Annotated in this window: 20 protein-coding genes; 7 read left to right on the top strand and 13 right to left on the bottom strand. The window is 53.4% G+C overall.

Translation table 11 applies throughout. The features are described from left to right. Positions 1–172 precede the first annotated feature (172 nt). The 4 genes from ACFVYJ_RS04715 to ACFVYJ_RS04730 all read right to left on the bottom strand — a co-directional run bounded on the left by ACFVYJ_RS04715 (position 173) and on the right by ACFVYJ_RS04730 (position 4,353). Positions 173–1,591 carry an MFS transporter gene (locus ACFVYJ_RS04715; RefSeq protein WP_419413890.1) on the bottom strand — a complete coding sequence of 473 codons (1,419 nt, stop codon included), beginning with the start codon at positions 1,589–1,591 and terminating at the stop codon, positions 173–175. Positions 1,592–1,640: 49 nt separating this feature from the next. Then, entirely contained in the window at positions 1,641–2,873 is a 1,233-nt protein-coding gene (gene serA, locus ACFVYJ_RS04720) for a phosphoglycerate dehydrogenase (RefSeq protein WP_419413891.1), read from the bottom strand. Between the two features lie 209 nt (positions 2,874–3,082). Next, positions 3,083–3,364 (bottom strand): pyrimidine/purine nucleoside phosphorylase, encoded by a 282-nt coding sequence (gene ppnP, locus ACFVYJ_RS04725; RefSeq protein ID WP_419413892.1) that lies wholly within the window; start codon positions 3,362–3,364, stop codon positions 3,083–3,085. A gap of 71 nt (positions 3,365–3,435) precedes the next feature. Next, positions 3,436–4,353: a LysR family transcriptional regulator gene (locus ACFVYJ_RS04730; RefSeq protein ID WP_419413893.1), complete on the bottom strand. Its 918-nt coding sequence runs from the start codon at positions 4,351–4,353 to the stop codon at positions 3,436–3,438. A gap of 68 nt (positions 4,354–4,421) precedes the next feature. Between ACFVYJ_RS04730 and ACFVYJ_RS04735 the strand changes: the two genes are divergently transcribed. The 6 genes from ACFVYJ_RS04735 (at position 4,422) to ACFVYJ_RS04760 (ending at position 11,444) form a co-directional block, all read left to right on the top strand. Beyond that, positions 4,422–5,645: an MFS transporter gene (locus tag ACFVYJ_RS04735; protein WP_419413894.1), complete on the top strand. Its 1,224-nt coding sequence runs from the start codon at positions 4,422–4,424 to the stop codon at positions 5,643–5,645. Between the two features lie 30 nt (positions 5,646–5,675). Further along, positions 5,676–6,338, top strand: a complete 663-nt coding sequence (locus ACFVYJ_RS04740; protein WP_419413895.1) for a fumarylacetoacetate hydrolase family protein — start codon at positions 5,676–5,678, stop codon at positions 6,336–6,338. Then, positions 6,338–7,108: a DUF2927 domain-containing protein gene (locus tag ACFVYJ_RS04745; RefSeq protein ID WP_419413896.1), complete on the top strand. Its 771-nt coding sequence runs from the start codon at positions 6,338–6,340 to the stop codon at positions 7,106–7,108. Before ACFVYJ_RS04740 ends, ACFVYJ_RS04745 begins: the two co-directional genes overlap by 1 nt. Positions 7,109–7,137: 29 nt before the next feature. Beyond that, complete coding sequence (locus ACFVYJ_RS04750) at positions 7,138–7,551, top strand: CopD family protein (protein ID WP_419413897.1); 414 nt, start codon at positions 7,138–7,140, stop codon at positions 7,549–7,551. A gap of 258 nt (positions 7,552–7,809) precedes the next feature. After that, entirely contained in the window at positions 7,810–8,640 is an 831-nt protein-coding gene (locus ACFVYJ_RS04755) for a phosphate/phosphite/phosphonate ABC transporter substrate-binding protein (RefSeq protein WP_419413898.1), read from the top strand. Then, positions 8,640–11,444, top strand: coding sequence for an EAL domain-containing protein (locus tag ACFVYJ_RS04760; protein ID WP_419414113.1), 2,805 nt, complete (start codon positions 8,640–8,642; stop codon positions 11,442–11,444). Before ACFVYJ_RS04755 ends, ACFVYJ_RS04760 begins: the two co-directional genes overlap by 1 nt. Positions 11,445–11,550: 106 nt before the next feature. Here ACFVYJ_RS04760 and ACFVYJ_RS04765 read toward each other — a convergent pair whose 3' ends face one another. From ACFVYJ_RS04765 to ACFVYJ_RS04800, 8 genes are all read right to left on the bottom strand, one after another. Next, positions 11,551–12,162, bottom strand: coding sequence for a ubiquinone biosynthesis accessory factor UbiJ (locus ACFVYJ_RS04765; protein ID WP_419413899.1), 612 nt, complete (start codon positions 12,160–12,162; stop codon positions 11,551–11,553). Between the two features lie 7 nt (positions 12,163–12,169). Beyond that, positions 12,170–12,934 carry a bifunctional demethylmenaquinone methyltransferase/2-methoxy-6-polyprenyl-1,4-benzoquinol methylase UbiE gene (gene ubiE, locus ACFVYJ_RS04770; RefSeq protein WP_419413900.1) on the bottom strand — a complete coding sequence of 255 codons (765 nt, stop codon included), beginning with the start codon at positions 12,932–12,934 and terminating at the stop codon, positions 12,170–12,172. An 86-nt stretch (positions 12,935–13,020) separates the two neighbouring features. After that, the gene (locus tag ACFVYJ_RS04775; protein ID WP_419413901.1) at positions 13,021–13,398 is read right to left on the bottom strand and encodes a gamma-butyrobetaine hydroxylase family protein; all 378 of its coding nucleotides are present in this window, start codon (positions 13,396–13,398) and stop codon (positions 13,021–13,023) included. A gap of 18 nt (positions 13,399–13,416) precedes the next feature. Continuing rightward, positions 13,417–14,754 (bottom strand): ATP-dependent protease ATPase subunit HslU, encoded by a 1,338-nt coding sequence (hslU, locus tag ACFVYJ_RS04780; RefSeq protein ID WP_463254982.1) that lies wholly within the window; start codon positions 14,752–14,754, stop codon positions 13,417–13,419. A 12-nt stretch (positions 14,755–14,766) separates the two neighbouring features. Then, on the bottom strand, positions 14,767–15,306 hold the full coding sequence (gene hslV, locus ACFVYJ_RS04785; RefSeq protein ID WP_419413902.1) for an ATP-dependent protease subunit HslV: 540 nt from the start codon (positions 15,304–15,306) through the stop codon (positions 14,767–14,769). Positions 15,307–15,426: 120 nt separating this feature from the next. After that, positions 15,427–16,044, bottom strand: coding sequence for an SPOR domain-containing protein (locus tag ACFVYJ_RS04790; protein ID WP_419413903.1), 618 nt, complete (start codon positions 16,042–16,044; stop codon positions 15,427–15,429). 4 nt (positions 16,045–16,048) lie between these two features. Next, a complete protein-coding gene (argS, locus tag ACFVYJ_RS04795) occupies positions 16,049–17,809 on the bottom strand; it encodes an arginine--tRNA ligase (RefSeq protein WP_419413904.1) in 1,761 nt (586 codons plus the stop codon). 87 nt (positions 17,810–17,896) lie between these two features. Beyond that, positions 17,897–20,107, bottom strand: coding sequence for a primosomal protein N' (locus ACFVYJ_RS04800; protein WP_419413905.1), 2,211 nt, complete (start codon positions 20,105–20,107; stop codon positions 17,897–17,899). A 179-nt stretch (positions 20,108–20,286) separates the two neighbouring features. Between ACFVYJ_RS04800 and rpmE the strand changes: the two genes are divergently transcribed. Then, on the top strand, positions 20,287–20,502 hold the full coding sequence (gene rpmE, locus ACFVYJ_RS04805) for a 50S ribosomal protein L31 (RefSeq protein ID WP_419413906.1): 216 nt from the start codon (positions 20,287–20,289) through the stop codon (positions 20,500–20,502). Positions 20,503–20,639: 137 nt separating this feature from the next. Here rpmE and ACFVYJ_RS04810 read toward each other — a convergent pair whose 3' ends face one another. Beyond that, positions 20,640–20,984 (bottom strand): hypothetical protein, encoded by a 345-nt coding sequence (locus tag ACFVYJ_RS04810; RefSeq protein WP_419413907.1) that lies wholly within the window; start codon positions 20,982–20,984, stop codon positions 20,640–20,642. Positions 20,985–21,026: the final 42 nt, after the last annotated feature.

Consider the following 21,026-nt stretch of genomic DNA (forward strand, 5'->3'; position numbering starts at 1 on the left):
TGTCTGGTTTAGGGTATAGCGTAATGTTGGCACCGCGCGGTTTTCATTGTTACCACAGCCTCCCGCGTCTGTACTTGAGCTGCCGCCACAGCCAATATGTCCGGCACAGTATTAGCAGCAGAACGGCGCTTGAGACGAAATGCATAGTGTGCCCTTGTGTGCCTCTGCTGAACTAGCTGTCATCCGCCACTTCTGGCAGGCCGTGAATATAAAATGCAGCTAGCAGCGAGCTCAGACCCAGGCTGAGTACTATGTATGCTGGGCCCAGCCAGTCACCGATTAGACCAATCAGACCGCCAACCAGCATCAGTAAACCGATAGCGGTATTGGAGACAGCCACATAAGCGGCGCGGTTATCACCGCTGGCCATATCTACCAGGTAGGTTTTTCGCCCCAGACGGGCACCGCCGTGCAGGATATTCAGCAGCAGAAAGATCAGAGCCAGGCCATATTCGTTGATCACCCATGACCACTCCGCCAGTACGGCGGCGGCAGTGAACAGCCCCAGAAAGCCAGCGCCTGAGGCGGCAATGACCATTACCTGACGGCTGGAACGGTCGCTCATGTAACCCCAAACAGGGGAAGATAGCCCTGCTGCCAGTCCGTTCGCGATGATTAAAATGCCCAGGCCAAGGAAGTCGCTACCAGCGCCTGCCTGGGCAATCAGTACATAAAACGGCATTGCCAGTGCGACTGACAATAGTAAGCTGCGCGCGATGACAAAACGGCGGAACGGTGGGTCAGTTTGCAGCAGTTTGATCTGCTGCAGTGCTACTGTCAGCGCGTTGCCACCACCTTCGGTCGCGCCGGGTTGCTCCTGTATCTGAGCAAAAAATAGCGAGGCGATTAGCCAGAGCACCCCGCCGACCATCAGCAGGCTGGCAAAAATACTGAGCTCGGACGTATTCATACCAACCGTACTCAGCCAAAGGCCTATTAGCAGCACCGTAATACCAGACAGTGACGCGCTCCAGCCGGACAGGATGCCGCGACGGCTTTTGGAAACGGTTTTACCCAGTACATCTTTGGCTGAGACAGAGCAGATACCGCGTGACAGACTGAAGATCACCAGCATTAACAGGATGACACTGCCGGCAGCCGCCCCGTCAAATTGCAGTGCTGCCCAGGCCATACCGAACAGGCTGAAGGCCGATAATACTGATCCGGCTATCCAGACCCATTTACGGATAGCCAGCTTGCGGACAACTGCCGCTACCATCAGTTGTGGGATTAGCACTCCGCTTTCCCTGATGGGCACCAGAAATCCAGTGAAGATGGCAGGAACCCCCAGCGCCCCGAACAGCCAGGGAATAATCAGTTTGGCGCTGGCCAGCTCGTCGGCGATTTTGCCTAGCAGATTGGCTAGCAGGTAGGCAAAAAAGTTACCTGGCTGATCGTTACAAGCCGCTTCAGGAATATCCTTGCAAACCCGGGCATCTTCATCCCCAGTCACCAGGTTATAGAGGTTGTCAAACAGTGGCTTAGGGTTGGAGTCAGGCATAACAACTGGATTCAGAGTGGAATCCTGAGCTTGACCCAGATCGCCTGGCTTTTCAATCTTGTGGCCAGGTCGGGGATTTTTTCCGAGCATAAAAAACGGGTCATAAAGACCCGTTCTCTGGTGTTGCTGTCTTTTCTGTTCAGAACAGACGACGGCAGCGGATGGTGCCCTTGATATGTTTCAGGTTTTCCAGGGCGACATCGGAGTAATTGGCATCCACGTCCAGGACCACGTAACCCACTTTTTCGTTGGTCTGCAGGTACTGACTGCTGATGTTGATGCTGTTTTCGGAGAATACGTTGTTGATGGCAGCCATCACCCCCGGGATATTCTCGTGAACGTGCAGCAAGCGGTGAACGTCTGGGTGTTCCGGTAGCGCCACCTCAGGGAAGTTAACCGAGGTGATAGAAGAACCGTTGTCGCTGTACTTGATCAGCTTCTCGGATACCTCATAACCGATATTTTCCTGGGCTTCCATGGTGGAGCCGCCCACGTGTGGGGTCAGGATGACATTATCGAATTCACGCAGTGGCGAGATAAATTCGTCATTGTTAGTACGAGGTTCTACCGGGAATACGTCGATGGCTGCGCCATGAATATGGCCGCTCGCTAATGCTGCGCACAGCGCATCGATGTCAACGACTGTGCCACGCGCTGCATTCAGGAAGATACCGCCCTGTTTCATTTCGGCAAACTCTTCTGCACCCATCATGTTTTTGGTGGCTGCGGTTTCCGGTACGTGCAGGGACACAATGTCAGTTTTACGCAGGAGTTCTTTTAGTGAACCTACCTGTGTGGCATTGCCCAATGGCAGTTTGGTGACGACATCGTAGAAGTAAACCTGCATGCCCATGGACTCGGCGATAACACTCAGCTGGGAACCAATGCTGCCGTAACCGACAATCCCCAGTTTTTTGCCACGGATTTCGAAGGAGTTTTTAGCACTTTTTTGCCATACGCCACGGTGCGCCTTGGCATTTTTCTCGGCGACGCCGCGCAAAAGCAGAATGGCTTCAGCAATCACTAATTCGGCAACGGAGCGGGTGTTGGAGTACGGCGCGTTGAATACCGCGACACCTCTGATGGTAGCCGCTTCCAGATTAACCTGGTTGGTGCCGATACAGAAACAGCCGACTGCGACCAGCTTGTCTGCCGCCTCGAATATTGCGGGTGTCAGCTGGGTACGCGAACGGATGCCGATAAAGTGTACATCCTTAACGCGCTCGAGCAGCTCCGCTTCAGGCAGTGAGCCGGTTAGGTATTCGATATTGTCGTAACCATGCGCATTGAAGGTATCTACTGCAGATTGGTGTACACCTTCCAGCAACAGAATTTTGATTTTGCTCTTGTCCAGAGAAGTGGCTTTGCTCATGTTGGTAACTCTTCGTTTGGGCCGCGTTGCGGGAACAGTGGGCACCGGTGATTGACTGGCAAAAATGAAAGGGCGCTATATTAGCACAGGGCTTGATGAAATTGATCAATGCGCTTGGCAATCTGGGCGAAAAATATTCAACCTGAGTTGAATCATTTCGCAGCAGAGTTACGCGCATGCAACACTGCTGCGAAACCGGACTTACCTGATCAGCCGTAGATGCAGATATATGCGGTTGGTTCTTTCACCTGGAGCTGGAAAGTCTGGTTAGCCGCGATTTTGAACTCGCTGCCGGAGGGGAAAGACTCAAAGGTTTCACTGCCCGGCAACTTAACCAGCAGCTCACCGCTGGCGACTTTCATTAGTTCGTTTTCGCTGGTGCCAAATTCGTAGTTACCCGCCGCCATTACGCCTGCGGTGACACGGCCATCACGGTTTTCGAAACCGATGGATTTTACTGTGCCGTCGAAGTATTCGTTTACATTAAGCATGAGTCGTCTCCGTAATTTGACGGCGCATGATAGTGGGAAATATGCCAATTGTCTAAAGGCAGAGGCGTGCTTCATCCGTCATTACGATACTCACGGCTTTGTTCTAGCATAAACTCCAGAAATGCCCGGTTGGCCCGGGACAGATAGCCATCGCGCCGCCAGGCAATAGACAGGTCAAGCCAGACAGGTTCGGCAAAGGGGCGGGCGACCAGTTCAGGTTCATCGGCAATGACCATTTGCAGCAGGGTAGACACACCAAACCCCTGGCGTACGATCGACTTGATCAGGGGCAGTAGGTTGGTTTCAAAGCTGATGTTGACCTCAACTTGATGTGCTTCGGCAATACGGTCGACTATCTTGCGGTGAAAATACCCGGCCTGGAACATCACCAGCTCTTCGGCAAAAAAATCTTCCATGGGAACACTGGATAGTTGTGCGAAGGGGTGATCTTTGGGACAGATTGCCATCATCTGTTCGCGCAGAAAAACTTCCGCCTGCAGGCTTTCCGGCACTGTATCTTCGACAATGACCGCCAAGTCCAGCTCGCCGTTTTCCAGCAGTTGCTGCAGCTTGCCAGTGCCGCCATCGATCACTGACAGGTTAAGTTGCGGGTAACGGTGGCGAAAAGCCATTAATAGCGGAGGGAAATAGTATGAACCCAGCATCCCCGGGATACCGACCCGAACCTCGCCCCGCAGCAGTCCTTTGAGTTCCTGCATCTCCAGTGCTGCATCATCTGCCGCCTGCAGCATCCGGCTGGCATGGGCATAGAGTCTCTCCCCTTCGTCGGTCAGTCCCACCTGGCGGTCTTTACGGTGCAGTAACTGCAGATCCAGCTCGTGCTCCAGTTTGCGAATCGCCATGCTGATGGCGGGCTGTGCGATATGCAGCTGCTCTGCTGCGCGGGTGAAGCTGCGCAGGTCGGCAACGGTTTTGAAATAACGCAGGTGTTTAAGGTCCATATCATAAGAATAAGTTATCAAATTCATAATAACTATATATTTTAATGATTATCTGTCTGTTGCTACGCTTGCTCCAGTTATTTGGAGATACGGCAATGATTGAAGCAGGTTCCACCGCATTTTGGCGCGCTACATTGGCGCTGTGTATTGGTTCGTTTATGGTTTTTGCCAATGTATATGTCACGCAGCCGCTGTTGCCGTTGCTGTCGGATGCGTTTCAATTGACGCCCTTGCAGACTAGCTGGAGTTTTACCATCACCACTCTGACACTGGGCCTGTCACTGCTGTTTTATGGGCCGCTGTCCGATGTGTTGGGCCGGCCGCGATTGATGCTGTTCAGCCTGTGTGGGGTAGTATTGACCACCTATGGCCTGTCGATGGTGACCAGCTATCAGCAGTTACTGTTGTTGCGTGGTATTCAGGGTCTGTGCATGGGCGGACTGCCGGCGATTGCCATTGCGTATATGGGGGATGAATTTAAGCGTCCGGCGTTGGCTATGGCGGTGGGATTGTATATCAGCGGTAATACGCTGGGTGGTATTGGCGGGCGGCTGATTTCTGGTTTCGTCGGGGACTGGCTGGGCTGGCAGGAGGTGTTTTTAGTGATGAGCCTGATCAGTCTGGTATGTGTGACGCTGTTTGTCTGGCTGTTGCCAGCGCCCCGGCACTTCCAGGCTAAGCCTTTGCAGCCGCGACGGATGTTGGTGGATCTGGGAGACCATCTGGCTAACCCGCTGTTGCTATTGGCGTATCTGGTCGGCGGTTTTAATTTCTTTATTTTCCTTAACCAATACAGCTATGCCACCTTTATGCTGGCGGCCGAGCCCTACAATTTGCCTGCCAGCCTGCTGGGACTGATGTTTCTGACCTATCTGAGTGGCACTCTTGGATCTGCCATGTCCGGGAAATTTGCACGTTGGCTGTCACAGCCGCTGGTGATCGCCATAGGTATCTTGTTCCTGATGTCAGGCACCCTGATTACTCTGCTGCCTTCTGCTTGGTGGGTGGTGGCGGGTTTCTTTGTGAATGCTTTTGGTTTCTTTGTGGCGCATTCCAGTGCCAGTAGCTGGGTCAGTCATACCGCGACTCATTCCCGGGCCAGTGCCTCGTCACTTTACCTGGTGTTCTACTATCTGGGTGCCAGTAGCGGTGGTTTTTACCTCGATCCATTCTGGCACTGGCAGCAGTGGCAGGGAGTGGTCGTCGGCTCACTGCTGGTATTGGCCGCAACCCTGATCGCAGCAGTCACGTTGTATTTCAAGGGGTGTGTCGTTCCGGCTAGAATGCAGGGAGTATTTATTCAACGGCCCGCTGTCTGAGTGTGGCCGTGTACTCGATCAGGAGACATTATGACCTATCAGCACTGTGTTGCCGATGATCGCCCGGCGGAGTTACCGCTGGGCAAAGTTGTGTGTATCGGCCGCAACTATGCCGATCACGCGAAAGAGCTGAATAACCCCATTCCGGCGGAACCGCTGTTATTTATTAAGCCGGCGACTAGTGTGGTGGCGATGGCGGAACCCTTTGTTTTACCCCGGGGCCTGGGTGAGGTTCATTTTGAGACTGAAATGGCGTTACTCATTGGTCAGCAGTTACGCCAGGCAAGCGAAGCTGATGCCGCCAAAGCGATTGCGGGAGTGGGGCTGGCGCTGGATCTGACGTTGCGGGATATGCAGTCGAAACTTAAATCCCAGGGGCAGCCCTGGGAAAAGGCCAAGGCGTTTGATGGTGCCTGTCCGCTGTCAGTCTTCCTGCCACCGGAGCAGGTGGGTGATCTGCAGCAGCTGCAGTTGCGTCTGACTGTGAATGGTGAACTGAGGCAGGATGGAAATACCAGCATGATGCTGAATAAAGTGCTGCCATTACTCAGTTATATTAGTCAATTTTTTACCCTGGAGCCGGGGGATGTGGTGCTGACCGGAACCCCAGCAGGGGTTGGGCCGGTGCAGACGGGCGATACCCTGAGGGTTGAGCTGGACCGTTTTCTGCGCATTGAAACCTCGGCTTGCTGATGCGCTCGCTGCTTGGCTTGATGTTCGGGTTGTGGTCATCTCTGCTGGTGGCGGATGACGCACCCCACTGGCAACAGCCGGTGTTTATTCAGCACGCGTTTATCGCGGTTGCTCTGCGCAGTGAATACCGGCCGGGGGCAGCGCCGCTGCGACGTTGGCGTCAGGATATGCGGGTATGGCTGGATCACCGGGTGCCGGATCAGGCACTGCACCAATCGCTGGTAGATGAGCATTTGCAGCACCTGGCGCAAATTACCGGGCATCCTGTGCGCAGGGTTGCGCGCGCGGTAGATGCGAATGTGCAGCTGGTGTTTACCCGGCAGGAAAACTGGGCCGCCGAAGCGCGTGCGTTGTTTGGTCCTCGCATTAACAAAGTATTGCATGGTGCAGTCTGTCTGGCAGGCGTGGATACCAATGCTGGAGAGATTCTGCGTGCCCGGATCATTATTCCGGTAGATCAGGCGCGGATGCATGGCCGCTTGGTGGCCTGTATTGTGGAGGAGCTCACGCAGATTATGGGGTTACCCAATGACAGCGAGCTGGCCTATCCGTCTATTTTTAATGACCACAGCCCGGAGCAATTGCTGTCTCCGCTGGATGTGTTGCTGCTGCAATTGTTATATCAACCGGAGTTGCAGCCGGGTATGTCTGAGCCCGAGGTGGCGCTAGTGGTGGAAAAACTCCTTAACCGCTGGCATGAGAACGGTACAATAGCGGCGGCTGTGGGGTTGGCCCGCAGTGGGGAACTCTATCAGCGACTGGCACCCTAAGGGTCTGTTGCGTTTGAGGGAGCATTTGCATGTTATGGGTTAAAACCTTTCATATTCTGGCCATGACCAGCTGGATGGCCGGAATTTTCTATCTGCCACGTATCTTTGTGCATTACGCTGAAGGACGTGCTGCCGGTCAGGATGTGACCCGCTTGATCATTATGGCCGGTAAGCTCTACAGCTTTATGAGTCTGATGGCGGTGTTTACCCTGGGTCTTGGCTTCTGGCTGTGGTTTGGTTGGGGTTTTGGTGGTGGCTGGTTGCATGCCAAACTGCTGATGGTGGTGTTGCTGATGGGATATCACCACTGGTGCCTGCGTTACCTGAAGCAGATGCGCGCCGGTAGGTTGGATAAAAGTGGTCGTTATTTTCGCTTATTCAATGAGCTGCCGCTGCTGATTTTTGTGCCGATTCTGATTCTGGTCGTGGTAAAGCCTTTCTAATTGTCAGAAATGGCAAACCATTATGTCATTCCCGATATTGTTACCTGCCGTTACCTGAGCGGCGGGTGATGGTACTATTTTGACCGGGGTGGCACATATGCGGTGTAGCATGGGCAGTTGGTATCGAAAGTCAGGCCGCTGACTTATACTGCTTGGCATGTTAGTGATCAGTTGCAGGTTGTTGCCTGTAGAGGAGAATTTGTATTGTCGCTCCAGATTGACCGCTTGTTGACCTGTCTATGTCTCCTTATATTGTTAATGCCGCCCCCGGTAACAGCTGAAGAGGGTTTGCAACCCTTGGTTATGGGGGTCTTCCCCCGACGGGATTCTGCCATCACGGTACAACTCTTTCGGCCCATGCAACACTATCTTAGCCAGAAGCTGGGTAGAGAGGTGGTGCTGGAAACCTCATCCGACTTCGATACATTTCAACAGCACCTGTTAGCGCATCGCTACGACCTCGTGCATATGAATCAATACCATTATGTTGAGGCGCATAAACAGTTGGCCTATGAGGTCGTGGCACAAAATGAGGAGCGCGGTGAGGCGACTTTGCGTGGCGCAATTCTTGTGCGAAACGATTCCCCGTATGTTGACCTGCAGCAACTGAAAGGCAAGAAAATCATCTTTGGCGGCGGCACGCGGGCCATGATCAGTTATGTTGTGCCAACCTTTATGTTGCGACAGGCCGGGTTGCAGCAAGGTGATTATGAAGAGGTTTTTGCCGCCTCGCCCCCAGACGCAGTTCTGGCGACCTATCTGGGTCAGGGGGACGCGGGGGGTGCTGGTGAATTAATTGTACGTATGCCAGTGGTAACCAATAAGATTGATACTTCAGAATTGAGAGTGTTAGCGGTCAGTAAGCCACTGCCCCACCTGGTTTGGGCAGTGAAAGGCGAAATGGCTGCTGCAGAGAAACAGATTTTGCGACAGGTATTGTTGGAGATGAAGCTGGAGCCTGAAGGCCAGCAGGTTCTGAAAGCTGCCCGCCTGACCGCGTTCAATCCGGCAGTGGATGCCGATTATGACGTGCACCGCAACATTATCGAAAGCGTTCATAAGGCTGATGGAGTAGATATTTCAGAGTGATGTTTGGCATTGGCGGCTTACGGCTGAAATTTGTTACAGCCATCTCATTACTGCTCACCATGACGTTGGGCATGACCGCCTATTACCTGACATCTGAAGAACAAAAATTCATGAAGCTCAGCCTTGAGGCCAGAGCCAAGTCCATGGGTCACCTGGTGGCGATGATCAGCCCCGAAGCGGTGTATAGCTTTGATATCACCGGGTTGGATCATTTCGTCACGCAGATCAGCAGGGATCCTGAAGTACGATTTGCCCTGATTTTGGCCCCTAACGGCAAACAGATGACAACCGCGCTGCCGGGCAGCGTCAGTCGTGATCAGGCTTTAGCACTTATAGCGGGTGAACGGCAGTTACCCAATTTACAGTTGCTGGATTTTCCTATCAAGGTGGATGAGGATTTTCTGGGTACCCTTTATGTGGCGGTAGATTACTCCCTCACTTCGCGTTTAGCGCGTAAGGCTCTGCAACAGCATCTGATGATTTATGCGGGCATTATTTTGTTTCTGGCATTAGTGATTTATGTTGTGTTTTATCACTTTGTGCTGCGTCAGGTGAATCAGCTCAGTACGGGGGTGAAAAAAATTGCCCGGGGTGATTATCGCCTGGCACTGCCGTTACAAGCAGATGATGAGCTCACTGAATTGACGCGCTGTTTTAATCAGATGGCATCAGATATCCGTTTTGAACGGGAAGCGCTGGAATTGAGTCACCATAGTTTGCAGCAAGAGATGCTGCAACGTCAGCAGGCCGAACAGGGCCTGCAGATGGCGGCGAGTGTGTTCGAACATGCCAGAGAGGGGATCTTCTTTACTTCGCCGGAAGGGGTTATTTTCGAGGTCAATAATGCCTTTACTGAATTGACTGGCTATAGCCGGGATGAAGTAGTGGGCAAGAATCCACGTTTTCTGCAATCCGGGGTGCACGAGCCGAGTTTTTTCCAGCTGATGTGGCAGCGTATCGAAAAGCAGGGCTATTGGACCGGTGAGATCTGGAACCGTATTAAAGACGGTTCGGTGGTACCGCAGTTAATGACGATCAGCTCAGTAGAAGGGGTTGATGGCAAACTGACGCATTATATGGCGCTGTTTACCGATATCAGTGTACAGAAGCGGCATCAGAAAGAGCTGGAACATATCGCCCATTATGATCCGCTAACCGGATTGCCGAACCGGGTGTTGCTGGCGGATCGTCTGCATCAGGCAATGCTGCAGGCGACCCGTTACGAAAGCCCTTTGGCGGTGCTGTATCTTGATCTGGATGGTTTCAAACAGGTCAATGACCAGCATGGTCATGCCATTGGTGACAGCTTGTTATCCATTGTCTCTGGCCGCATGCAGGAAGTGTTGCGTCAGTCGGATACGATTGGCCGCCTGGGTGGTGATGAATTTGTCGCGATTCTTGCCGTGTTGCATCCGGAAACCTGTGACATTTTCCTGCAGCGCTTGTTGCAGGTGGTCAGTGATCCGGTATATGTGGATGGTATTGAGTTACAAGTGTCCGCCAGCATCGGCGTTACCTTCTACCCGCAGGCCGACAGGGTCGATGCTGACCAGCTGCTGCGTCAGGCGGATCAGGCCATGTACCAGGCAAAAATCGCCGGTAAAAATCGTTTCCATTTGTTTGACCCCAGCCTGGAGCAGAGTCTGCGGGGGCAGCATCAGATGCTCAAGCAGATTCATTTGGCTTTGCAAAACGGCGAAATGCGACTGTTTTATCAACCCAAGGTTAATCTGCGCACCGGCAAAGTCGTGGGTGCTGAAGGTTTGATTCGTTGGTTGCACCCTGAAGACGGATTGCGGATGCCGGCTAGTTTTCTACCCGCTTTGGAAGACCAGCCATTGCAGGTTGAGTTAGGTGAGTGGGTTATCCGTCAGGCACTGAGCCAGCTGCGAATCTGGCAGGGTACCGAAATGGAGCTGCCTCTGAGTGTCAATCTGGATGCTTATCACCTGCAGCAGCCAGAGTTTCTTGAGCGGCTTAAGCTGATCCTGGCTGAGTTCCCTGATGTCCCGGCGGATATGCTCGAACTGGAGTTGCTGGAGACCAGTGAGCTGAGAGATCTGCATCAGGTTGCTCGGGTTATCCGGGCCTGTGCTGAGCTGGGGATGACTTTTGCATTGGATGACTTTGGCACCGGATACTCTTCATTGGTGATGTTGAAAAATCTACCCGTTAAGCACCTTAAGATAGACCGCGATTTTGTCCGGGACATGCTGAATGACAGCCATGATCTGGCGATAGTTGAAGGGGTGCTCGGCCTGACTACTGCGTTTCAGCGCGAAGCGATTGCTGAAGGGCTGGAAACGGTCGAACACGGCAATATGCTGTTGCAGCTTGGTTGTGAACTGGCTCAGGGTTACGGTATTGCCCGTCCCATGCCCCCTGAAAATATGTTGAAGTGGCTGCATAACTGGCAGCCAGAACCATCCTGGGCGAACCAACGACAGATCACCCGAGAAGAGCTGCCAACACTTTTTGCCATGGTGGACCATCGAGCTTGGGTGGACCAAGTTGAAGCGTGTTTGGTGAATGATCAGGTTGAGCCTCCGCCGCTGGATCAAGCGGCTTGTCGCTTTGGTGGCTGGCTGGATAATTATGGTCGCGAGTACTACTCCGATCTGCCGATCTATCCTGAGTTGTGCCAGCAGCATCATAAGGTGCACTCGCTGGTGCAGGAACTATTGGACTTGCGAGATCAGGGCATGATCAATGAAGCCAAGCTTCGGCTGCCGGAACTGCATCGGTTGCGGTCAGGCTTGCTTTACCAGCTCAATGAGCTGCTTAGCCGTCGCCATATGCATTGATATGTTTGGCCGCTTTTTTTGTCCTGATAAACGGCATTGATTAGTGCGTGCTGCGGTAGGTTTATATGGGGGCCTTTCCCATGCAGATGCAGGGAAAAGTGCTTGATCAGCGGGCTAATACGTTGGCAACTCTGGCGCTCAGGCGCTCTACCCGCTCCTGCAGGGCGTCAATATCGTCAGCCAATATTTTCGCTTCGACCTGAGTGGGTAACAGTTTTGCCTCTTCTTGCAGGTACTCCTGCAGGTTCAGTAGCAGGCTCTGGCTACTGTGCCGCAGGTGGTTTGCTTTCCAGCGCAATAATTGGCTCAGATTGTGGGCCGGCAGATCTCCGATCAGATCCCCCAATAGCGCCTCCCAGTCGATCCGGGCATCATCAAGGATGGTCTGAAACTGCTGTGCCAGCTCACTGTTGCCGCTGATATGAATACTATTGCCAAACAAGGCGTCACGGCGGTTGTGACTGGTCAGCAGGGTGAAAAAGTCAGCAGCACTGCCGCTGAAGGTGGTGTCAGCGGTATCAGCATATTCGGCTTGCAGCTGAAGACCATCCTGGGTGGGAATCAAATAGAAACTGAATGCCGGTTGGGTCAGTTCAAAGGCAATTACCTGTCCCTGGATCTCTGCCAGTCGCTCTAGTGTGACTTGGTCTCTTCGCAGCAAGGGGTTGGTTAAACCTTCAGCCGCGATCAGCAGGGTGGTGTAAAGCATCGAACTCATCTCTGCCTCAGGGCTTGATACCAGTATGCAGGGCGACAATGCCCCCGGTGAGGTTCTGGTACCGGCATTGGCTTAAACCGGCGGTCTCCATCATGCTTTTCAGGGTTTCCTGATCGGGGTGCATACGGATCGATTCTGCCAGATAGCGATAGCTCTCTTCATCTCCCGCCACCACGGAACCGATTTTTGGCAGGATATTGAAGGAGTAGAAATCATAGGCCTTGGTCAGCAACGGGTTTTCGGTTTTGGAAAACTCCAGCACCAACAGTTTACCGCCGGGTTTGAGTACCCGGGCCATGGATTGCAGCGCGGCATCTTTGTCGGTGACGTTGCGCAGGCCAAAGGCGATGGTAATGACATCAAAGGTGTTGTCCGGGAAGGGCAGGCGTTCGGCATTGGCCTGTACAAATTCTACATTTCCGGTGACGCCGTTATCCAGTAGTTTATCGCGGCCAACTTTCAGCATCGAATCGTTGATATCCGCCAGCACGACTTTGCCTTCAGGGCCGACAATGCGCGAAAACCGCAACGTCAGGTCGCCGGTGCCGCCAGCAATATCCAGAACCTTGTGGCCACGGCGCACACCGCTTTGCTCAATGGTGATCCGTTTCCACAGACGGTGAACACCCCCGGACATCAGGTCGTTCATCAGATCATATTTCCCCGCCACACTATGAAACACGTCGGCCACCCGCTTGACCTTCTCATCACGATTTACCTGCTGGTAACCGAAGTGGGTGGTGTCGTTCTGATTCTGGTTATGGTCGGTCATCGATCCGGTCCTGCATGGGTTGGGATTGTCATTGTAACGGCCTGTCAGGGATTTGTCCTGATCTTGCGTAAGGGCGCTGGTGCTTGTCAGCTGCGGGCAATCAGACCATTGTCCCTGCTGGCTCCGGCGGCTTCCAGCTGCTTGAGATAACGCTGCCAGTAATCTGCTTGGTTGTGGCAGAGGTCATGCAGATACTCCCAGGTGTAGAGGCCACTGTCATGGCCGTCATCAAACACAATTTTCAGGGCGTAATTGCCGCTGGGTAGCACTTCTTTGATGGCGACCCATTGCTTGCCGGTTTGCAGTATGCCGTTGCCAATGCCATGCCCCCGCACTTCGGCCGAGGGTGAGTGAACCCGCAGAAATTCAGCGGTTAACTCGTAACTGCCGTCGGCATAAGTCAGTTCCAAGGTGCGGGATTTTTTATGTAGCTTAATCTGGCTGGGCAAAGGCACTTTTAGCATGGCAAGGGTTTCCGGTGATCACAGGATATAGTGGCTTAGATCTTCATTATGGCTCAGTTCATCCAGCTGCTGATCAACAAACGCCCGGTCTACGCTAATGGTTTGGCCGGCGCAGTCTGCCGCTGCATATGATAGTTCTTCCAGCAGTCGCTCCATCATGGTGTGCAGGCGGCGTGCACCAATATTTTCTGCCGTTTCATTGACCTGATAGGCGAGCTCAGCGATACGGCTGATACCGTCATCGGTAAACGAGATATCTACCCCTTCGGTTTTCAGTAGCGCCTGATACTGTTGCGTCAGAGAGGCATTCGGTTCTTTCAGAATGCGGCGGAAATCATCCGGTGTCAGGGCATCCAGCTCTACCCGGATCGGTAAGCGGCCCTGCAGCTCAGGAATAAGGTCAGAGGGTTTGGACAGATGGAATGCGCCTGAGGCGATAAACAGAATATGGTCAGTTTTTACCATGCCGTATTTGGTGTTGACGGTACAGCCCTCAATCAAGGGTAGCAGGTCGCGCTGAACGCCCTCGCGGGAGACGTCTCCACCTGCGTTGCTGTCGCCACGTTTGCAGACTTTGTCGATCTCATCTAGGAAGACAATACCGTGCTGCTCTACCAGCTCCACGGCGTTTTGCTTCAGCTCATCCTCTTTGACCAGGTGGGCGGCTTCTTCATCGGTTAGCTGTTTCAGGGCATCTTTGATCTTCATGCGGCGGTGTTGTTTTTTGCCGCCACTCAGGCCGGAAAACATGCTCTGGAGCTGGTTGGTCATCTCTTCCATGCCCGGTGGTGCCATGATCTCTACACCCATCTGCGGGGCCGCGATATCAATATCGATCTCTTTGTCATCCAGCTGTTTTTCACGCAGTTTTTTGCGGAATATCTGCCGGGTGGCGCTGTCTCGTTTATTGTCGGAATCGTTAGCGAAGTCGTTACCCCGTGCCGGTGGTAGCAGGGCATCGAGAATACGCTCTTCAGCGGCTTCTTCCGCGCGAAAGCGAACCTTATCCATCGCCTGCTCACGCAGCATTTTTATTGCCATATCAATCAGGTCGCGAACGATGGTTTCCACATCTCGGCCGACGTAACCCACTTCGGTAAACTTGGTGGCTTCTACCTTAATAAAGGGGGCGTTAGCCAGACGAGCCAGGCGGCGGGCAATTTCGGTTTTACCTACCCCGGTGGGACCGATCATTAATATATTTTTGGGGGTGACTTCGGTGCGCAGCTCATCATCAAGCTGCATGCGACGCCAGCGGTTGCGTAAGGCAATGGCGACGGCGCGTTTGGCTGCTGCTTGGCCGATAATGTGGCGATCCAGCTCGGAGACAATCTCTCTGGGGGTCATATTGGACATGTAAGGGACTCCTTAGCTGGCCGTACTGACGGCATCAAGGGTTTCGATGGTCAGGTTGTCATTGGTGAAGACACAGATGCCCGCAGCGATACGCAGGCTTTGTTCGACAATCTCTCGTGCATCGAGTTCGGTGTTGATCACTAGGGCACGGGCGGCCGCCAGAGCAAAATTACCACCGGAGCCGATGGCAATCACACCATCTTCAGGCTCAATCACATCGCCACTACCAGAGATCAGGTAGGTCTTTTCTTTGTTGGCAACCAGCATGAGTGCTTCCAGACGGCGTAAAACCCGGTCGCTGCGCCATTCGCGGGCCAGATGAATGACTGCGTTGACGATGTTGCCCTGATGCTTTTCCAGTTGTTGTTCGAACAGATCTCGCAGGGTGATCGCGTCAGCCGTGGAACCGGCAAAACCGGTGATCACATTATATTTGGGCATCAGGTTGACCTTGCGAGCGGTGCCTTTCATCACGGTGTTGCCCAGTGAGACCTGGCCATCACCACCAACAACTACCTGATCGGCACGGCGTACAGAGACGATTGTGGTCATGATAATTCCTGTGGTTAGTGTCCGTGCAGAAGAAAGAATAAAGCGTGGCAGCGGACCGAATAGGATCAAAGATGGTGCCGGACCTTACTGATTTCAAGGGTGCCGACACGCTGCGCAGGCTTACTGCCGGATTTGTAGTGGCTGAATGTTCTGTCTGACCAGCTTATCCCAGGCTTTAGCCATTTGGGAGCGGTTGTCGTACGGCCCGGTGCGAACACGATACCAGGTGCTGCCATCACGGCTGGTGGAAGCGTCAGTATGAACGTTGGGCAGCCCCATGAGGATTAGCTGAGCACGCATTTTTTCCGCATCGGATTTGGCCCGGAAAGAGCCTGCTTGCAGCATATAGCTGACATCAGACTTGGCATCTTTGGGGGTTGAGGTATAAGCATCAGCCGGCGGGGTGACTTCATTATCCCGCAGCATGTCATAAAATTTAAACCGGCTCTGGTCGTTGCTGGTTTCAGCAGCGGGTGCCGGTTTACTGGCAGGTGCTGGTTTGGCGGCGGGTTTTGTTTCTGTCACCGGGGCAGGAGTGGGTGCCTGAACGGATTCAGGTGTGACTCCCATGAGGAAGTACAGGCCAGTACCCAGTACGCCCAGCAAAATGAGAGTGATCAGCAACAATCCCAACGGGAACGGTTTTTTGACCGGTTTTTTCGGTGCGCTAGCCCGTTGTGGGCGACTGGCACCAGCGCCCTGTTTCCGGGGCTTCGCATAGTCTTTCCGAGCCGCCATGGCGTTACATATGCTCCGGGGCGCTCACGCCCAGCAGGCGCAGCCCATTGTTGAGTACCTGTCTGACTGCCTGGCTCAGCGTAATACGGGCATCACGCAGGTCGGTTTCATCAATCAGCAGTTTGTAGGCGTTGTAATAGGTATGGTAGTCACTGGCTAGTTCACGCAGGTAATTGGCCAGCATATGCGGCTCAAAGTTAAGTGCCGCGTTTTCTACCAACTCAGGGTATTTGGTCAGCTTGGTGATCAGGTCTTTTTCATGTTCGGTTGCTAACAATGGCAGATTGGCCAGGCCATTCTCCTGATTCCACTGCCAGCCGACCGCTTCCAGTTTGTCCTGAACCGAGCAAATACGGGCGTGAGCATACTGTATATAGTAGACCGGATTGTCCTTGGATTCTGATTTCGCCAGCTCGAGGTCGAAGTCCATATGCTGATCGGCTTTACGGGTAACGTAAAAGAACCGGCAGGCATCGCTGCCGACTTCATCGCGCAACTCCCGCAGGGTGACAAAAGAGCCGGAGCGGGTGGACATCGCCAGTCGTTCTTCGCCACGATATAGAATGGCAAACTGAACCAATTTTACTTCCAGTTTTTCCGGGTCATAGCCCATGGCTTGGATGGCGGCTTTTACCCGGGTGATATAACCGTGGTGGTCTGCGCCCCAGATATTGATGACCTTATCGAAACCACGTTCAAATTTGTTCATGTGGTAGGCGATGTCGGAGGCAAAATATGTGGTCTGGCCATTGGCACGCTTGACCACGCGGTCCTTGTCGTCACCAAAGTTGGTGGAACGGAACCAGAGGTTACCTTCCTGTTCATACAGGTGGCCTTTTTCCTGCAGGCTTGCCAGTGCTTTATCGACATCACCTGCGCTGGTCAGGCCACGTTCGGAGAACCAATGTTGAAACTGGATGCCGAACTCTCCCAGGTCTTCGCGAATATCAGCCAGAATTGAATTTAGGCCTGCATTAAAGACTGTGCGGTAATCTTCTTCTGCAAGCAGTTGTTGGGTGCGTTCAATCAGCGCATCAACATGCAGTTCTTTGTCGCCCCCGGCAGGCTCATCGGCTGGGATATCGGCAAATACCTCACTCACAGGCCGGTTCAAGCTGTCACCGTAGTCCGCAAACAGGCCTGCAGCAATATCATGAATATAGGCGCCTTTGTAACCATTGCTGGGGAAAGTGAGTGTCTGACCGCAACGTTCCAGGTAGCGTAACCAGACACTGGCAGCCAGGATATTCATTTGCCGACCGGCATCGTTGACGTAGTACTCTCGTTCCACCTCAATCCCGGCGGCCTGTAACAGGTCGGCTACGGCAGCTCCGTAGGCGGCACCGCGGCCATGACCGACATGCAGTGGTCCGGTTGGGTTGGCGGAAACAAACTCAACTTGAATCCGCTCTTTGCGAGGTGTTTGGGCTAGGCCAAACTGTTCGCCCTGGTTCAGTACGTCAGCTACTACCGCTTGGGTAGAGGCGGCGTTCATGAAAAAGTTAATAAACCCAGGGCCGGCAATTTCGGTTTTGGTAACCTGATCAGACGCAGGTAGGGCTGCGACCAGTTTCTCAGCGACTTGACGCGGATTGCAGCGCGCGGGTTTAGCCAGCGTCAGTGCAATGTTCGATGCAAAATCACCGTGGCTCTTGTCCCGGGTGTTCTCCACCATAATGGTGGGGGCCAGATCAGAAGGTAGGGTGCCATCTTGTTGCAGATGGGTGAGTGCAGCGTTAATCAGTTCCGCGATATGTTGTTTCATGTGCCTCGAAGTACCGTGGGGGGTTGGAAGAACCGCGTATTATCCCTGCAAATGATGGCTTTGTTAAGCACCTGCAGCAGTGGGCGGTTAAAAAGTATCGATCGGATCGACGTCGATACTCCAACGAACCTTGCGTGCTTCCAGGTGGTGCTCCAGGTATTCACTCAATTGGCTCAGTATTTGGTGCAGAGGTTTGCGCTGATTTGCCTGCAGTAGCAACTGTGCCCGGAACATCCCGCCGCGCTTTTCCATGGGTGAGGGCAAAGGCCCTAACCACTGACAGGGGGCTGTTTCCGTATTGGGAAAACTGGCGAATTGCTGACGCACGGCAGCCAGAAACGCTTCGGCTCTGCCGCGTTGCGTGGCCTCTGCCCGCAAGAGCGCATAGTGGCAGTATGGCGGCAGCTGCGCTTGATGGCGTTGCTGTAGTTCCAGCGTGGCGAAGGCATCGTAACCTTGAGCAACCAGGCTTTGTAACATGGGATGGTCGGCGTGATGAGTTTGCATTATCACTTGGCCTGGATGATCCGCCCGGCCAGCTCGCCCGGCGACCTGAAGAATCAGTTGTGCTGTGCGTTCCATGCCCCGGAAATCGGCACTAAACAAGCCGCCGTCAGCATTGATAATGGCGACTAACGTCACGCGCGGGAAGTGATGGCCTTTAGCCAGCATCTGGGTGCCCAGGAGAATGCAGGGGTCGCCCTGTTGTACTTGGTGCATGATATTCTGCATGGCGTCTTTACGTTGGGTGCTGTCCCGATCGACCCGCAGTATGGGGGTTTTGGGGAACAGTGCCTGCAGTGTTTGCTCCGTGCGCTCTGTGCCTGCGCCTACCGGTTGTAGCTCAGTGCTGTTGCACTGCGGGCAGTGTTGTGGAATGGGGTGTTGTTGGTCGCAGTGATGGCAGTGCAGCCTGGGGGGCTGGCGATGTAGGGTCAGGTTTGCATCGCAGCGGCGACAGTCGGCAATCCAGCCACAGGCATGACACATCAGACTGGGGGCAAAACCGCGGCGATTCAGAAATACCAGTACTTGGGTTTGTTGCTGTAAATGCTGGCGGATTTTGTCGATCAGGATTGCGGATAGTCCGTCACTGAGTGTTTGCTGGCGGATATCCAGCAGCTCAAACGACGGAGGCGCTGAATTTCCCGCGCGTTGAGTTAATTTGAGCCAGTGGTAGCGGCCTTCCAGAGCATTGTGTAACGATTCTAAGGCGGGTGTGGCACTGCCGAGAACCACCGGTATGTGCTCCATTCGACCACGGTATACAGCCAAATCCCGGGCGGAATAGCGAAAACCATCCTGTTGTTTGAAGGAGGTGTCGTGTTCTTCATCAATGATGATGATGCCGGGTTTTGCCATGGGTGTGAAAATGGCAGAGCGGGTGCCGATAATAATGCGGGCCTGGCCATCTCTTGCCTTCAGCCAGCCATCCAGGCGCTGGCGATCGGTCAGGCCGCTATGCAGGGCAACCACCGGAACGTTAAAGCGGGCTTTGAAACGGGCGATGGTCTGCGGCGTCAGGCCGATCTCTGGCACCAGAATCAAGGCTTGTAAACCTTTGTGCAGAATATGTTCAATCGCTTGCAGGTAGACTTCGGTTTTGCCTGAGCCGGTGACGCCGTCTAATAGGCTGACGCTGAAACCAGCTTCCTGCCTGATGCTGTCAAGTGCGGTTTGTTGTTCGTCGTTTAGCGCCAGGGAGGGCTGGCGTAGAATATCTACTGTGGCATGCGCATGGTGTAGCTGCGGATTATGCTGGCTACGTAGTGCAAGTTGTTTTTCCCTAAGAGCTTTTAGTGGCGACAGTTCATAACCCTCGGCTCGCAGGGCTTCCTGGCTGATGCCTTGAGGGTGCGCTAATAAAACAGCCAATAGTTCTCGTTGCCGGTGAGCGTTTTTGGCCAGAGTATCCAGTGTCGCGTTCGGGCTTGCTTGCCAGAACCAGCTATGTCGATATTCGCAAGGTTCGCCATGGCGCAGTGCTACTGGCAAGGCCTGGTGTAGGGCATCTCCTTCGGCATGGTGGTAGTAATTCGCGGCCCAGCGGGCCAGGCGTGCAATGGTATCCGGCAGGACAGGTTGTAGGTCGAGCAGGGATTTGGCGGGCTTGAGTTTGGCCGTGGGCACTTCGCTGTGAGTGCTTACTTCCACCAGAAGGCCTATAGTTTCGCGTCTGCCGAAGCTGATTTTGAGTCTTGAGCCCGGTTGTAAGCTGTCCGGATCGATACCTTCGGGTGGCAGGTAGTCAAACAGACGGCGCAGGGGGCTGGGAATGGCCAAGCGAAGTATTTTCATCTGGCCAAGACTATCGCAGTCGCTGGTGTTTGAACCAGTATTCTTTATTGTTGCTATGGACTATATGGGTGCGTATAATTCGCGACCTACTTCAACGTGCCGCTATTCGGTACTGTTTAAATCAATGCGGTGCCTGAGACAAAGATCAGGTGGCGGCATGAAGCCAATTGAGGTTAACAATGAGAGCTGATATTCATCCGGAATACTCTGAAATTACTGCATCCTGTTCTTGCGGTAATGTCATGAAAACGCGTTCCACTATGGGCAAAGACATCCACCTGGACGTATGCTCTGCTTGTCACCCGTTCTATACTGGTAAGCAGAAAGAGGCGACCACTGGTGGTCGTATCGACCGTTTCAACAAGCGTTTTGGTGCTCGCGGCCTGAAAAAATAAATTTCTCTGCCGACATTATTTCGAGAAAAGGCACTTCCTACGGGAAGTGCCTTTTTTTTGGCTTACTTGAACCGGTTTTACCTTACCTGGGTAGAGCAAGGCATTATTGCAGTCTGTGTTTGTGCCGGCTGCTGTTATCAGATGTCGGCTTGATTGCTACCGGACATGAATAATCGGTTGAGATTGTAGTGCTTAGCCAGAGTGCTCGGTGCGGCTTTCGCTTCATTATGCGCTGTAGTCTGTTGAGGCGGAGCGGTTTGGTTTAAGTATCCTGTTAGATCAAATGCTCCGCCGGGGATTTCTCTAACTGCGTGGTTCAGACTGCTTGTTTTTATTGGAGAGGTTTGACTGATATAGCTCGATATATCGAATGGACCGCCCTGGAAATGTGGTTGTGCATGGTTGGCTTCGTTGATGTCGGCAGCAGCAATGGCTGGTGTGCTTAAGGCTGCAATAAAAAGAGCTGTGAGTTTGTTACCCATCCTATCACCTGTTTGTTGTCTGGATTGCATGCAGGTGCTCCG

The organism is Pontibacter sp. JAM-7 (assembly GCF_048548695.2).
Classification (GTDB): Bacteria; Pseudomonadota; Gammaproteobacteria; order Pseudomonadales; family Balneatricaceae; genus Neptuniibacter.